Origin of the sequence: Pseudomonas sp. Q1-7, assembly GCF_028010285.1 — a bacterium.
Taxonomy (GTDB): domain Bacteria; phylum Pseudomonadota; class Gammaproteobacteria; order Pseudomonadales; family Pseudomonadaceae; genus Metapseudomonas.
This window is the reverse complement of sequence record NZ_CP116304.1, coordinates 4,972,061-4,985,930: the sequence shown is the minus strand read 5'-3', so window position 1 is coordinate 4,985,930 and position 13,870 is coordinate 4,972,061. Positions and strand designations below refer to the sequence as shown.

Here is a 13,870-nt window from a genome sequence, read left to right as displayed (position 1 = left end):
ATGCTCCCTATTGAGTTGAGGCGGCCAGTGCATGCCTGGCGGCTCAGGGGTAGTGATTATTTCGGTGGTGCAGTGGCGGAATCTGCCGCGGCTGTTCCGGGTGCCAATGCGTTCACGAGGCGGCAGAAAATCCAGCACGCCAGCAGTACGGCGATCAGCAGTGGCGGAAACCGCATCATCAGAAGCACCAGCAGCAGAAGGGCCAGGCAGCCCGCGAGGATGCCGGCGAACATGAATACGGCGGCAAAGATCCGTAGTAGCTTCATCGTCGTGTTCTCCTTACAGGTAGCCCTGTTCCGCCAGCGATACGCAGCCCTCGTGGCCCACCACGATATGGTCCAGGGTTCGTACCCCGACCAGGTTCAGGGCCTCCCGCAGTTTGTGGGTCAGGGTGAGATCCGCTTGGCTGGGTTCCGGATCACCTGAAGGGTGGTTGTGGACCAGTACGGTTGCCGCGGCGTTGTGCTCAAGGGCAGCCTTGACGACTTCCCGGGGATAGACGCTGGCGCTGTCCAGGGTGCCCCGGAACAGTTCGTGAAAGACGATCACCCGGTGCCCGCTGTCGAGCAGAAGCAGGGCGAATACCTCATGCTCGTAATCGCCCAGCAGCGCCTGCAGGTGGCTGAACACTTCCTTCGGTGAGGTCAGTGCTCGCCCCCGACGCAGACGCAGATTCGCCAACTGCCGAGCCATCAGCAGGATGTCGGTTTCAGTGACCGGCGACTCGACCAGGTAGATGCCGGTCGATTCACTGGCCTTCAGCTTGTGCAGGCGCATGCTGGGCTCCTTGATGGTTATCAGTCGGTGGGATATGGCGCTGGGCTTGCGCGTCCAGCTTCTCGGCCAGGCTGGTTTTCGCAGAACGCTGGGGAGTGTTGGTGGCTGGAGATGGGCTTTCCTCGGCGGGGTAGAACTCCTCGGCGACGGCGCCAGCGTCTTCCTCGCTGTCCTCGAAGGCGCCATTGCCGAAGCCACGCTGCGCGGCTTCATCCAGCGCGGCCTGATCGAAACCTGCCGCTTGCCGCTGCGCATCGAGCTCGTTGGCGGCCTGCAGCGCCTCGGCCATGTCCATACCGCCGCGTACCGTCAGGTCGACGTAGAAGATCGGCGTGCCATGGCTTTGCCGGGTGGACTTTCCACGCAGACGCAGCGCCAGTGGTAGACAGGCCAGGCGGTTACCCGAGATAGCCTGGAAGTAATGCAGTCGAGCAGCCAGGGTGCGGATGCTGTTGAAGCCGGTGGTACGAAACACAAAGCTGCCCAGCAGATCCTCATCACCAATGACCACATTCAGTCGGCCATAGGGCTTGCAGGCACCGCCTTTGGCGAGCGGGCAGGCATCCGGCGAAGGGCAGGGCAACGACTGCATGCCGTCCTGGGTGACTCGCTTGCAGGTTTCGCCATTGCCGACGCAAACCGGCCGCCCCGATTGCCGGTCGAAAAGCGTGTAGTCGGCTCGGAAATTCAGCTCGGGTTCGTTGAACAGCAGGCGCACCGGGATACTGCGTAGCTTGTCCTCCTTGCCCGGACGCAGCTCGTCGTTGAGCGGGTGCAGCAGCCAGCCGTCCTTGCCTTGCACCTGGGTGGTGATGGTGAACTGGTCATCCTTCTCCGGCAGGCGCTTGCCGTTCTTCTCGACGATCTTGCCGATGGAGATGCGACCGAGCGCAGGAGGGATGAGCGCGAGACCTTTCAGCATGGTGGTTCTCCTGGATATAAAAAAAGGCCAGCCATGCAGCGCGAACTGCATGGCCTGGCCAAGGGGAGGGAAGGGGTGATGGAGGCGGAAATCAGCCGACTAGGAAACGCCGCGCACCGGGTTTCAGCAGCGGGTACTTGGCCTGCAGGTAGGGCTTGTCCTGGAGCAGCTGAGCGACATCGAGACCGATGCTGTCCTTGGCCTTGCGCCAGCTGACGTAGCCGCTGGAGAACTCCGCCCGGCTGGCATCGCCCATGGCCCGCTGCAGCATCTGCTTGAGCTCGGCCTCGCGCTTTTCCTTGTCGGCAATCGACTGGCGAACGGCCTTGAGCTCGATGAAGGCAGCGGCCAGTCCGGCTTGGTTGCTGAAGTCGACGACCTGGCCGTTGTCCTCCGGATAGAGGCAGCGCAGGGCCGCTTCGGCGGAAGCGGTGCCATCGGCCGGCGGTGGTATGTCGGTCTCCACGTAATGCCAGAACTTGCGTTCCAGCTCGATCAGGCGCGCGATCATCTGCTCGTCGCGTTCTATACGGTGGATCTCCAGCGTCTGGCCACCGAGCAGCACGGCGACATCCGCAGCCTGCTTACCGGTGACGGCGAGCTGATGCATTACCTGTAACTGCACATACTCCGGAACGCCTTCCTTCCAGAGGCGTGCGCCGTTTATGCCGGCCGTCTTGCATTCGAGAATTTGCACATCGTCGGCCCCGATCACCTCGCGGTCGATGTTGGCGAGCATCCAGGGCAGCTGGGGATCGGGATGCTGCAGCACGGCGTTGATGCGGCGGACCTTGTGCTTGGTGCGTTTGCTGTAATGCCAGGCCACGATGGGCTCCAGGACGTTGCCCCAGTACATCGGGCTTTCCTCATCGTGGGGATCGGCCTTGGGCATGCCGGAATCACGACCGCTCTTCTCCAGCCACAGTTCCAGCTGCGACTTATAGGGATTCAGGCCCACGGCCGCCGCGGCATCCGAACTGCCGATGCCTTGCTTGCGGATCTGCAGCCAGTCCTCGCGCGGCAGCTCCTTGGTGCTGACCAGGCGCAGGGCAGGGCGTTTCTTGCTGGTGCTGCCGTTCAATGACGTTGCTTTCATGGTATTCACCTGCAGACATAAAAACGCCCGACCAGCACAAGGCTGACCGGGCGCGAGGGTTGATGTGAGTGAGGGTTAAGCGGCGAGCTGCAGCGCGGCATCCAGGGCACGTTGCTTGATCTGCGCGCCCTGGCCGAACCAGGCCGAGTCCATGCGGTACTCGTTGCTACGGGCGCGGCGCTCGTGGTCGACGTACTCGGTGACGGCGTTGAGCAGGCCCCAGGCGGTGCCGCGTGCCGAGTCCAGCTGGCTACCGCGACCACGGCCTTCGTAAAGCTCCTGAACCTTGCGCAGGGCGCGCTCGTTGGGCAGTTGCTCCGGCAGAGCGCCGGTCGGGCTGGTCTCGCACATCACGGACATAAAGAAGCCCAGGGCCTCATGCCACAGCACCTTGCGTTCAGCCAGCGCACGCATGCGGTACATGAAGTCGTCCCACTGGGAGACGGCAATGCCGAGCTGCTTCTTCACCGCTTTCGGATCGAAGCGGGTGTTGTGCGGCACCTTGATCGCGCGGCTGGTGCCGTCCAGTGCGATGGTCAGGGTGTTGTTGCAGACTACCCGCACGGTGGTCGGCGTTGCCGTGGTGGCCAGGGTGCCGTCGCAGGACGTCGCCAACAGCAGATAGCCGTTGACCTGGTCGTTGCCCTTGAGCGCAGCACCCTGCCCGGTACGCGCCAGTGCCCAGAACTTGCGCCCGCCCTTGAGCACGCCAGCGGTTTCCAGCTCGTAGCCGGAGACTTCGGTGAGGTCTCGGTAAAACTCGAGCACTTCCCTTGGCTGCACGGTGTGGTAGCGCTGCGAGACCACCGAGAGTGGTGCCTTGGTGTCTGAGCGGAAGAGCACCTTTTGCTCGGGGAACGAATGGATCGCGCCCAGGTGGCCGACGGCGTCCGATTTGAAATGCACCGGGCTTTCCAGAATCTGCCAGTCCATGCCGGCTTCGCGCTGCCAGACTTCGATGGGTTGTTTCGGAGTGAGCTGATTGCCCAAGCCATGCCACGGGGTAGCGCCAGCGTAGGCCATGGTTTCGACGAGATGTGCCATGAGAGTGATTCCTTTGGATGTAAGCCGGCATAAAGCGCTGCGCACGGCGCAGCACCGACCGGACGATTGAAATGAGAAGGGTGTGGGGGCGATCAGGCCGGCAGATTGAAGCGATGACCGCAGAGCAGGCAGAGGTTGTGGGCCAGGACGTGGCGGTCGAGCGACTCACCCAGCTGAGCACCGAGTGCGCAACCACCTACGCCGCCGGCCAGGCCGCCGAGGATGGCGCCCGACACGGAGCCGAGGGTGATACCGACAGGGCCGGCGAATGCGCCGATAGCTGCGCCAGCCTGGCCACCTGCCAGGGCAGCGCTGACGCCGCGCGCAACACCACCCACGGTGCCGATGGCGGCGCCGACTTTCATGGCGTGATGGAAGGAAGCGACTTTGGGGGAGTGACAGCGAGGGCACTGCAATGACATGGGGCTAACCTCCTTGGTGCTGATGTCATTGCAGTCATGTAGGGCTGAGATTTTTTCGAATCGTTTTGGTCTCAATGGCCGATTTTTCAGCTGTTGGCACAATCAGCAGGAACTGGTTGAAAGTAGGCAGCGGTGAGTAGCTGCTCCCTGTAGGGCAAGCAGCGGCACAAAAAAACTGAAGAAAAGTACTTGAATGGCAGCTGTACAACCCCATCTAGGGCAAAAGGCTATCAGGGGGAGACACCATGGAAGAGGAACAAAAGCCTTTCAGGGTTTTATGTCTAGATGGTGGGGGCATGCGAGGGGTTTACCAAGCTGCCTACCTTGCAACCTACGCGGATCGGCTTCGGAACCGAGCTGACACGGTGGGTAATTTGTTGGATGTCGGCAGTGCATTCGACCTCATCGTCGGGACCAGCACTGGTGGCATAGTAGCTTGCGCCTTAGTTGCTGGTGTCCCGTTACAGCGGGTCCAGTCTTTGTACTATGAAAACGGACCCAGAATATTCCCCTATCAGTGGCTCCGCACTAAGACGCTGCCTGGCTACGCAATCAGGCTTCTAGGGCTCGGCCTGAAGAAGGGCAATGATGCTCTTCGCTCCGCGTTGGAGGAGACGCTCGGTGAGCGCACGGTGGACAGCGTTTATCGAGGCCGCGGCATTGCGCTGGCGATCCCAACGGTCGATCTCAATCGTCATGCTGCAGTGGTCTTCAAGACGCAGCATCTTTCCCGCCTCAATGGTCGAGACAATACACGCAAGCTTGTTGATATCTGCATGGCTACTACTGCCGCGCCGATTCTTCGCTCCATGGCCATGCTCGAAGAGCCGGGAGGCGCCGGAGCTACCCCGGCCACATATGTTGATGGAGGTCTTTGGGCAAACAACCCAGGAATGCTCGGAATGATGGAGGCTGTTGAGATTCTGAGTGATCGAAAAGAGGCACGCCCTATCCATTTGTTCATGCTGGGGACTCTTCCCTCTCAGGGTGGAGAGGAGGTCAGCTCAGGTTCCTTGAATCGGAACGCCTTCGGTTGGATGTTCGGTATTAAGGCCATGGAAGCCAGCCTGAATGCTCAAGCTGTGGGCTACGACTACTTGGCGAACAAGATGGCTCAGCTTCGAGGCGATGGAAGCTTTGCTTTCCGTCTACCGGCCCAATGCCCATCGAACGAGTTGAGGAATTACTTGGCGAACATGGACGATGCCAGACCGAAAGTGCTGAACGCGCTTGCCCGACAGGCGATCTCTGATGTGGACTACGCCTGGGCGGCATGTGCCCGTGATCCTCATATGCAAGCTTTCCAGGCTGCAATTGCAGCAGCCACGCCACATTCCGCCAACAGCTGACCGGAGATAAAAATGGCCGACATCGATTGCCACGGCGAGATGACCAACTTTCATCGTGAGAAGGTCACGCTATCCAGCGCGCAGCAGGGTGACATGCGTAAGCGGCGGGATGCAGGGCGGACGCGTCTGAAAAATGGGCTGGATACTGCCGAGAAGCCGCAGCCCAAAGAGATTCGGTCACAAGGCTCCTACCAGATGCGAACGATGGTTCAGGATAATGACAACGACTATGACATCGATGATGGGGCTTACTTTCGCTCGGAAGATTTGACTGATGACGACGGAGAGCCTCTAGCTCCCAAGGCTGCCCGCCAACGTGTCTGCAATGCCTTGAAGTGGGATGGTCGATTCAAGCAAGAGGCAACAGTCAAAAGAAATTGTGTGCGGCAGGTATACGCCGAGGGTTATCACATTGATGTGCCGGTATATCGTATCGTGAAGGCCACGAACCTCTTCGGAAAGGAGGAGGAGCGCTTTGAGTTGGCCAGCGGTGATGAGTGGGTTGAGTCGGATGCGCGAGCAGTAACTCGGTGGTTCAACGGTTTGGTTGGCGAGCTCAATGCCGGTGAGGCGGACGGCAGCCAAATGCGCCGGGTGACGAAGCTCAGCAAGAAATTCGCACGCAGGGCCAAGTGGAAATCCAAAACCACCAGCGGCATCGCGATTACCAAGCTGGTCGTCGACCACTTCGTCAGCAAAGCTGAACGTGATGACGTGTCGCTCAGGGAGACCTGGAAGAAGATTCACAGCAAGCTGCTGTGGTCGACCGAAATTAAGCACCCTGTAGTGACGAGCAACATTGCTGAGGCCGGCGATGGTCAGGTCGAGTTCTTCAGGGATTGCTTGGGGGAGGCACTAGATACTCTCAAGGTATTGGACAAGCATGACTGCGCTCGTAAGGAGGCACGAGAGGCGTGGGATGAGGTATTCGATACGTCGTTCTTCACGGACCAACCTGATGACGGCGACGAGGGGCGGTCGAAAGCCTCAACCGCAGCGCTATCGGTGACTTCAGTTGAGACTGCTCGTCGCAATGACGGCGGTGGTAGGTTCGGCTGAGTGGCGTCTCCATTTGATCTCGTCGAGCGCGGCCTGCAGGAGTGCAGGCCGGATACATGGCGTCGCCTGACTGCCCAAGAGCTTTCGGCCGATTTCCTGTGGGCGTTTCGTTCAGGGTGGCGGGTTGATTTGCAGGCGGGAGAGGTGAGCATTGCCGGTGTGGACCACTTGCTCTTCGTTATTGATGCTGCTTTCCCCAACTCACAACCGCGGGTGTTTGCGCCAGGTGCTGGCAGCGATTTTCGGTGGCCACATGTGGAGCGCTTCGGCCTATTGTGCCTGCGTCCGACCTCCCTGTTTGCTGATGTGGCTGATCGCATTGGGGTGCACCTTGCTGATGCCTTAGAGCTGCTTACCTACTCGGCAGCCGAGTGTCAGGCAGAGTTCGAAAGGGAGTTTTTGGCGTATTGGGCGCAGCAGGCAGTCAGCGCTAGTAGCAGCCCACAGATCCTGAGTTTGCTTAAGCCGGGCGGGGAGGCCCGAACGATCTATCAGTACTTTGATTATCGTGCGGGGAAGTGCGTGGTTGCTGACGATAAGACGCAGCTCAAGGACTGGCTCCGCAATTGCGGGGTAAATGCTGGTGACAAGGACATTCTGCCTGCGACCCTCCTGAAACTGTCCCGTCCATTGACTCCCGCACAATTCCCACGCTCAGGGGGGGACTTGGTACAAGAGCTCACGGATGACGTGCTGAGGCGAAGCTTGGTGCCCGGGCGCAGACCGTTGTTCATTCTTGAGGCTCATACTCCGACTGGGCCCGCCTTTGTGGCCGTTATCTACAAGAGCGGGGCTATAGATGCTCTCACAAGAGGGTTTCGTAACATCACACATGTGCCGGGTGACCGCATCAGAGGGTGGTTCAAGGGGCGTGCCATCGAACGTGTCGTGGTTAATAGAGTGGATGGACCCTGGATACATGGCCGGGACCATTCTTCGGACTTCCTTGAGCTCAACCGCCGGCGGGTGGTGGTGGTGGGGTGCGGCGCTATTGGATCGGCCGTTGCCAATCTTCTTGCCCAGGCGGGGGTGGGTGAGCTGATATTTGTGGATGGTGATGAGATTCACTCGGCCAATGCGTCTCGCCATTTTCTTGGAGTAGATAGCCTGCGTGTTGACAAAGTGACAGGACTCGCCAGGGCTTTGGCTCGCAAGTTTCCTCATTTGACATTCGACCACGCGTATCCATCTCGCTTTGAGCGGCTTCCAGTTCAGCACTTAGCCAGAATCGCAGATGCGGATCTGATCATTGCCGCAGGTCTCGATTTGGAGGGCGAGGCGGCTCTCGATGCGTGGCGCGCTTCACTGCCCTGTCCCCCTGCATACTTGAGTGCCTGGGCGGAGGCCTACGCGATGGCTGGGCATGCTGTGTTGCTATACGGTCCTGAAAGGCTAATGTCTCAATTCGACGTTGATGAACGCCCGTCTTTTCGGCTCACTGACTGGCCGGATGAATCGGGGGCGATCGTCGTCGAGGCAGGATGTGGGAATGTTTTCCAGCCGCATGGTGCTGTGGATCTGCATCCTACAATTGGCATGGCTGCAGGGCTGGCCTTGGACGCTTTATTGGGGCGAGTCCCGAACTCCTGCCGAAGAGTCTGGATGGGAAGCCGGGAGCGTGTAGAGCCCCTAGGGGGCACGCTCAGAGCGGCTTTCGACAAGGCCAATACTGTTCAAGAGTACGCGTGGTGAGTGGGCTTCGAGAGGATGGTGCTGCTGGTGGTGTTCTGGGGCGATTAGAGGGCGTGGGTCAAGATATCTTGATAACCCCCGTGGTGCTCGACCATGTCCGCAGCCATCGCCAGGCTGCAATGTGGGCAAAGGAGGCTGGCGGACAGCTATTCGGGACTATTTTGCCAGATAGGGTGCATGTCCTTGCTGCCTCGGGGCCATATCCTGGAGATGAACGTAGTCGATACCGCTACCGGTCTGATCCCGCAGCAGCTCAGCGGGCAATTGAACAGCAAAGTGAGAGGGGGCTGATCTACCTGGGGGAGTGGCACACGCACGCCGAAGATCGACCCGGTGCGTCCAATCTAGATGATGCTGCCATGCGCAAGATTCTCTCGGGCTCCAAGCTGAATACCGATGCCCTGTTGATGCTAATTGTTGGCCGTTCCAAGGGATGTGCCGGGCTTGGGTTATGGACAGTGTCGCTTACTCGCGTTATCCACTGGGCATTGATGCCGGCCAGGGGCTAGGAGTAGATCACGGTTGATCTACCCTCAGTTTTAGTACCGCTGCCTAGCTAGTAGGGCCTGGGGGTTCGATGACTGCTCTTGGTTGGTAGTAGCCCGTTGATCAGCGTATCGAAACGACTTTTCTATCCCGATTCTCTTTGATAGCTGACACCGACAGGTTGCCAGTAGCTGCCTCCTGAATGTGCTCGCTCCACCAACTCATCATCGGCCGTCTGCGCTCGATGTAGTCCGCCCGGTTGTAGGCGCTACGGACTTCGTCTTTATCTACGTGGGCAAGCGCCACCTCAATCAATTCTGGATCCCAGCCATGCTCGTTGAGGATGGTGCTTGCCATCGAGCGCATGCCGTGGCTGACCAGGCGCCCTTCGAAGCCCATGCGTTTTAGCGCCATGTTGGCGGTCTGACTATTGCAGTGGGTGCGTGGGTTCCGGTCTGCAGGGAACACATATTCCCGGTGTCCACTGTAGGGCTTGATCGCCTCCAGGAGCGCGAGAGCCTGTTCCGTGAGCGGGACGATATGAGTACGGCGTTTCTTCATGCGTTCAGCGGGAATCGTCCAGGTCTTCTTCTCGATGTCGATGTCCGCCCAGCGAGCAGTTGCTGCCTCGGCTGGCCGAGTCATGGTGTGAAGCTGCCATTCGATCAGGCAACGAGTTGTTCTTTTGATGCTGGCATTGGCGATCGCCACCATGAGCTCTTTCAGCTCATCGGGGGGGAGCGCCGCCATGTTCTTTTTCTTTGGCTTCTTGAAAACGGAGCGAATCCCGCTGAGCGGGTTCGCATGAATCAGCCCCGAGTTGACCCCGTAGGTCATGATCTCGTTGAGTCGCTGTGTCAGCCGTTTAACGGTTTCCAGGCTGCCCTTGGTTTCAAGTGGCCGGAGCAGGTTGATGACCTTGGGAGCGTTGATGGCGGAGATCGGAGTGGTGCCCAAGTCGGGGAAGACGTGCAGCGTGAGGGAGCGCCAGATGTCCTCGGCGTAGGCTTGTGTAACCGCATCCTTTTTCAGCTCATACCAAGACGTCGCCACATTCTGGAAGGTGTGTTCAGTCGCTGCTTTCTTGGCTTGCTGCACGGCGTCCCGTTTCTCTTTGGGATCGATACCGTGGGCGAGGAGCTCACGTGCCTCAACAGTGCGCTTGCGGGCTTGCGCCAATGAAACTTCGGGGAAGGTCCCGAGGCCCATGTTGATCCGGTTCTTCGTCACCGGGTGCCGGTAGTTGAAGTTCCAGAGCTTGGAGCCATTGCTTCTCACTCGCATCTGCAGGCCGTCACCATCGCTCAGGACATAGTCCTTCTCTTGAGGCTTGGCGGCTTTGACCTTGAGGTCCGAGAGGCGGGTGGCTTGGGCGCACATGGGGTATTCCAAGAACGGTTTCGGTATTCCAAAAATTACCAGCGGATGGCTTGGAATACCACTTGGAATACCGAATCTCATGGATCCCGCTGGACGCTATCGGATCGTGATGACGCTGTAGGCCTCGTATTTACTGGGTTTCAGGCACAAAAAAAGACGTCCGAGGACGTCTTTAGATGATTATTTGGTGGAGCCGGGGGGATTTGAACCCCCGTCCGCCAGCTCTCCGCTTTCGGGACTACATGCTTAGCCAAGTCTACTGAGTTAGCTCTTTGCGGCCCGACTGGCAGGGTGCTCAGAGCGAGCTGTATAAGTTTTAGCCGTTACGTCTACAGCGAACTTGGCGGCGATCCTGTTCTATCTGACAGTCATTTCGGGTTTACAGGCATCCCCTCATGACTGCTGGCAGCCGAAGCCGCCAGAAGGGTTAGGCCGCGAGGGCCGCCCCGTAGTTGTCGTCGTTGGCAACTAATAGTTTGCAGCAGCTAATTTACGAGGTCTGCTACCAGCTCGGCATGCCCCTAGAGTTTTGTTACCGGCGTCGAATCCTAATCGGCCCCAAGAACTGCAGGGTGTACAACGGTGCGCAGTGTACAGCAGAAGGGCCGCCAGCGTCGACCAAGGTTTTGGCCTAATGTCATGGGTGCTTGCTATATGATTGCAGGCTATTGTCAGGAAGACCTTTGAGCCGAGACGTCGCCATGCCGCGTTCTGCCCGAACCCCCCTGCGCCAGTGGATCTGGCGCGCCTTCGTACAGAGTGCCCTGATCCCGCTGATTCTGGTCGAATCGGTGCTGATCACGGCGTATCTGTTGACCAACGGCGCAATTCGCGATGCCCAGGTGGACTACCTGCAGCAGAGCGCGCTGGAGGACCTGAGCAGCGCGGTGCTGCGCGAGGGCAAGGTGATCGATATGCGCCTGCAGGGCATCGAAGTGCCCACGCGGCTGTTCCGCGATTCGGTGGGCCGGGCCCTGCAGGACCGCAGCTTCCAGCCCGATGAGCTGGAGCGCCAGCGCCATGTGCTGAGTTCCGATGGCGTCTACTACACCCGCACCGACGATGGCCGCGCCGCGTCCTTCTATGCCAGCAGTACGCCGGTGGAAAAGCAGGACCACGAGAAGGCCCTGCGCCTGTCCCAGGTCGATCCGCTGATGCGCTCCATTCGCGAGGCCAACCCGCTGGTGGCGGCGGTGTATTTCAACAGTTGGGACAGCTACAACCGCATCTATCCCTTTTTCATGACGCCCGAGCAGTATCCCCATGACATGGTGATACCCAACTACAACTTCTATTACCTCGCCGACGCCAAGCACAACCCGCAGCGCAAGACGGTCTGGACCGATGTCTACCTCGACCCGGCGGGCCTCGGCTGGATGATGTCGGCCATTACCCCGGTGTACCGCGGCGACTTCCTCGAAGGGGTGGTGGGCCTGGATATCACCGTGGGGCAGATGCTCGCCGAGATCGGCAGCCTGAAGGTGCCGTGGCAGGGCTACGCGATGCTGGTGAGCCGCGACCACAGCATCATGGCGTTGCCGGAGGCGGGCGAGCGCGACTTCGGCCTGCGCGAGCTGACGCGCTTCTCCTACGACGAGGCGGTGCGCCGCGAGGTGCTCAAGCCCGAGGATTTCAACCTGACGCGCCATCGCGAGATGCAGCCGTTGCTGGAGGCCATGGCTGCCGGCAAGGGCAATGTGCAGGAGGTGGTGCTGCGCGGCCGCAAGCAACTGGTGGCCTGGAGCGAGATTCCGCAGACCGGCTGGCGGCTGATGATGGTGGTGGACGAGGCCAATATCTTCAAGGAAACCAATCGCCTCGCCGAGCGCTACCAGCAGATCGGCTACATGCTGATCGCCGGGCTGGGCTTCTTCTATGCGCTGTTCTTCGCCTGGATGTGGGCGCGCTCGCGGCGCCTCAGCGGCGAGTTGGCTACGCCCATGGTGTCGATCATGGGCATGATGAAACGCATCGGCCAGGGTGACTTCCGGCCGCCGGCGCCCAGCAGCCGCATCGCCGAGCTGCAGGCGCTGGCCGAAGCCGTGCAGCTCAGCGGGGCGCAGTTGCAGGCCAGCGAGGAGGAGCGGCTGGAGGCCCGACGCAATCTCGACCTGGTGCTGGAAAGCACCACGGAAAGCCTCTGGGAAGTGGATGCGATCACCCTGACGATCAAGATGAGCGGGCGCTTCGTCAAACGCTTCGGGCTGCGCAGCGACAGCATCACCTTCGCCGAATTCAACGACCGCGTGCACCCGGACGACGTGGAGCGGGTGCGTCGCCTGCGGATGCTGTTCTCGGTCAGCGACCAGGACAATTTCGATGCCGAATACCGTTTCGCCGACGTCGAAGGCCGCTATTCCTGGCTGCTCAGCCGCGGCAAGGTGCTGGAGCGCGATTCCGACGGTCGCGCGCTGCGCGTGGCCGGCACCCACGTGGACATCACCCGGCTCAAGCAGGTGGAGGAAGAGCTGCGCGTCGCCAGCCGCGAGGCCCAGGCGGCAAGCCAGGCCAAGAGCCGCTTCCTGTCCAGCATGAGCCACGAACTGCGCACGCCGCTGAACGCCATCAACGGTTTCGCGCAGCTGATCGCCCTGGAGGCTGAGGGCCAGGAAGAACGCAAAGTGGAGGGCGACTACGCCCAGGAAATCGTCAATGCCAGCCGCCACCTCACCTCGCTGGTGGATGACATCCTCGACCTGTCGAGTATCGAGAACCGCCGTCAGAAGCTGCAGCTCAAGCCGGTGGATGTCGGGCCGCTGCTGGCCAGTTGCGGCGAGCTGATCCAGCCGGAGCTGCAGGCCCGCCGCCTGCAGTTGCAACTGATGCCGCCGCCGGTGCCGTCCCTGCATGTGATGGCCGATGCCCGGCGCCTGCGTCAGGTGGTGCTGAACCTGCTGTCCAACGCGGTGAAGTACAACAGTCCGCAGGGGATGGTGAGTATGGGCTACGAAGTCCGTCCGGCTGCCGTGCGCCTGTGGGTGGCCGACAGCGGCCCGGGCCTCAGCCAGGAGCAGCAGGCCATGCTGTTCCAGCCCTTCCAGCGCTTGGGACGGGAGAATTCCACCATTCCCGGCACAGGCATCGGCCTGGTGCTGTGCCGCGAGCTGGCGGAGCTGATGGGCGGCGAGATGGGCTTCAGTAGCGCGCCGGATATCGGCAGTCGCTTCTGGATCGACCTGCCCAGCGTCAACGAACGGGATGATTTCGAGCCACCGGCACCGGCCAGGTCCGAGGTGGAGGAGCCGACGGTGCTGCCGACGGTGCTCTGCGTGGAGGACCACCCCGCCTGCCTCAAGGTGCTGCAGGAGGGCCTGCGGGACATGGCGGACGTGCGCGGCGCAGGCACGGTCGGCAAGGCGCTGGGGATGTTGGCGGATTCCACGCCGTCCCTCCTGCTGCTGGACCTGGACTTGCCCGACGGCGATGGCCTGGATGTGCTCGACTTCGTGCGTTCCAGCCCGCGCCTGGCGATGACGCCGGTGCTGGTGGTGAGTGCGGCGGTGGATGACAAGGTCCTGGCCGAAGCACGCCGGCGTGGGGCCGACGCTTGTCTGAGCAAGCCGGTGGACCTGAAGCAGGTACGCCGGATGGCGCTCTCGTTACTGGGGCAGGAGGCCTGAGGTTCAGGGTCCGGCGCCAGTCG

12 protein-coding genes and 1 other RNA gene are annotated in these 13,870 nt (G+C 60.6%); 5 read left to right on the top strand and 8 right to left on the bottom strand.

The window, feature by feature from the left end; translation table 11 throughout:
- Positions 1-56 precede the first annotated feature (56 nt).
- The 6 genes from PJW05_RS23100 to PJW05_RS23075 form a co-directional block, all read right to left on the bottom strand.
- Complete coding sequence (locus PJW05_RS23100; RefSeq protein ID WP_271409266.1) at positions 57-266, bottom strand: hypothetical protein; 210 nt, start codon at positions 264-266, stop codon at positions 57-59.
- Between the two features lie 13 nt (positions 267-279).
- Positions 280-777 carry a RadC family protein gene (gene radC / locus PJW05_RS23095; RefSeq protein WP_271409265.1) on the bottom strand — a complete coding sequence of 166 codons (498 nt, stop codon included), beginning with the start codon at positions 775-777 and terminating at the stop codon, positions 280-282.
- Positions 749-1,699: a recombination directionality factor gene (locus tag PJW05_RS23090; protein ID WP_271409264.1), complete on the bottom strand. Its 951-nt coding sequence runs from the start codon at positions 1,697-1,699 to the stop codon at positions 749-751. Before PJW05_RS23090 ends, radC begins: the two co-directional genes overlap by 29 nt.
- Before the next feature lie 91 nt (positions 1,700-1,790).
- On the bottom strand, positions 1,791-2,795 hold the full coding sequence (locus PJW05_RS23085; RefSeq protein WP_271409263.1) for a YqaJ viral recombinase family nuclease: 1,005 nt from the start codon (positions 2,793-2,795) through the stop codon (positions 1,791-1,793).
- A 75-nt stretch (positions 2,796-2,870) separates the two neighbouring features.
- The gene (locus PJW05_RS23080) at positions 2,871-3,839 is read right to left on the bottom strand and encodes a DUF932 domain-containing protein (RefSeq protein WP_271409262.1); all 969 of its coding nucleotides are present in this window, start codon (positions 3,837-3,839) and stop codon (positions 2,871-2,873) included.
- 92 nt (positions 3,840-3,931) lie between these two features.
- A complete protein-coding gene (locus PJW05_RS23075; protein WP_023094888.1) occupies positions 3,932-4,261 on the bottom strand; it encodes a hypothetical protein in 330 nt (109 codons plus the stop codon).
- A 245-nt stretch (positions 4,262-4,506) separates the two neighbouring features.
- Between PJW05_RS23075 and PJW05_RS23070 the strand changes: the two genes are divergently transcribed.
- The 4 genes from PJW05_RS23070 to PJW05_RS26910 all read left to right on the top strand — a co-directional run bounded on the left by PJW05_RS23070 (position 4,507) and on the right by PJW05_RS26910 (position 8,870).
- A complete protein-coding gene (locus PJW05_RS23070; RefSeq protein WP_271409261.1) occupies positions 4,507-5,610 on the top strand; it encodes a patatin-like phospholipase family protein in 1,104 nt (367 codons plus the stop codon).
- Between the two features lie 12 nt (positions 5,611-5,622).
- Positions 5,623-6,669 (top strand): cyclic GMP-AMP synthase DncV-like nucleotidyltransferase, encoded by a 1,047-nt coding sequence (locus PJW05_RS23065; protein ID WP_271409260.1) that lies wholly within the window; start codon positions 5,623-5,625, stop codon positions 6,667-6,669.
- A complete protein-coding gene (locus PJW05_RS23060; protein WP_271409259.1) occupies positions 6,670-8,361 on the top strand; it encodes a ThiF family adenylyltransferase in 1,692 nt (563 codons plus the stop codon).
- A gap of 119 nt (positions 8,362-8,480) precedes the next feature.
- Positions 8,481-8,870, top strand: coding sequence for a Mov34/MPN/PAD-1 family protein (locus tag PJW05_RS26910; RefSeq protein ID WP_368041956.1), 390 nt, complete (start codon positions 8,481-8,483; stop codon positions 8,868-8,870).
- Between the two features lie 100 nt (positions 8,871-8,970).
- On the opposite strand, the gene PJW05_RS23055 is transcribed toward PJW05_RS26910, so the two are convergent.
- Complete coding sequence (locus PJW05_RS23055; RefSeq protein ID WP_271409258.1) at positions 8,971-10,227, bottom strand: integrase domain-containing protein; 1,257 nt, start codon at positions 10,225-10,227, stop codon at positions 8,971-8,973.
- 185 nt (positions 10,228-10,412) lie between these two features.
- Positions 10,413-10,787: a transfer-messenger RNA gene (gene ssrA / locus PJW05_RS23050) on the bottom strand.
- Between the two features lie 141 nt (positions 10,788-10,928).
- On the opposite strand from ssrA, the gene PJW05_RS23045 reads away from it, so the two are divergent.
- Complete coding sequence (locus PJW05_RS23045; protein WP_271409257.1) at positions 10,929-13,847, top strand: ATP-binding protein; 2,919 nt, start codon at positions 10,929-10,931, stop codon at positions 13,845-13,847.
- Positions 13,848-13,870 lie beyond the last annotated feature (23 nt).

Bases quoted from the DNA above. Each gene is read 5' to 3' on its own strand.
- PJW05_RS23100 (WP_271409266.1), bottom strand. From the start codon at position 266: ATGAAGCTACTACGGATCTTTGCCGCCGTATTCATGTTCGCCGGCATC.
- radC (WP_271409265.1), bottom strand. From the start codon at position 777: ATGCGCCTGCACAAGCTGAAGGCCAGTGAATCGACCGGCATCTACCTG.
- PJW05_RS23090 (WP_271409264.1), bottom strand. From the start codon at position 1,699: ATGCTGAAAGGTCTCGCGCTCATCCCTCCTGCGCTCGGTCGCATCTCC.
- PJW05_RS23085 (WP_271409263.1), bottom strand. From the start codon at position 2,795: ATGAAAGCAACGTCATTGAACGGCAGCACCAGCAAGAAACGCCCTGCC.
- PJW05_RS23080 (WP_271409262.1), bottom strand. From the start codon at position 3,839: ATGGCACATCTCGTCGAAACCATGGCCTACGCTGGCGCTACCCCGTGG.
- PJW05_RS23075 (WP_023094888.1), bottom strand. From the start codon at position 4,261: ATGTCATTGCAGTGCCCTCGCTGTCACTCCCCCAAAGTCGCTTCCTTC.
- PJW05_RS23070 (WP_271409261.1), top strand. From the start codon at position 4,507: ATGGAAGAGGAACAAAAGCCTTTCAGGGTTTTATGTCTAGATGGTGGG.
- PJW05_RS23065 (WP_271409260.1), top strand. From the start codon at position 5,623: ATGGCCGACATCGATTGCCACGGCGAGATGACCAACTTTCATCGTGAG.
- PJW05_RS26910 (WP_368041956.1), top strand. From the start codon at position 8,481: ATGTGGGCAAAGGAGGCTGGCGGACAGCTATTCGGGACTATTTTGCCA.
- PJW05_RS23055 (WP_271409258.1), bottom strand. From the start codon at position 10,227: ATGTGCGCCCAAGCCACCCGCCTCTCGGACCTCAAGGTCAAAGCCGCC.
- PJW05_RS23045 (WP_271409257.1), top strand. From the start codon at position 10,929: ATGCCGCGTTCTGCCCGAACCCCCCTGCGCCAGTGGATCTGGCGCGCC.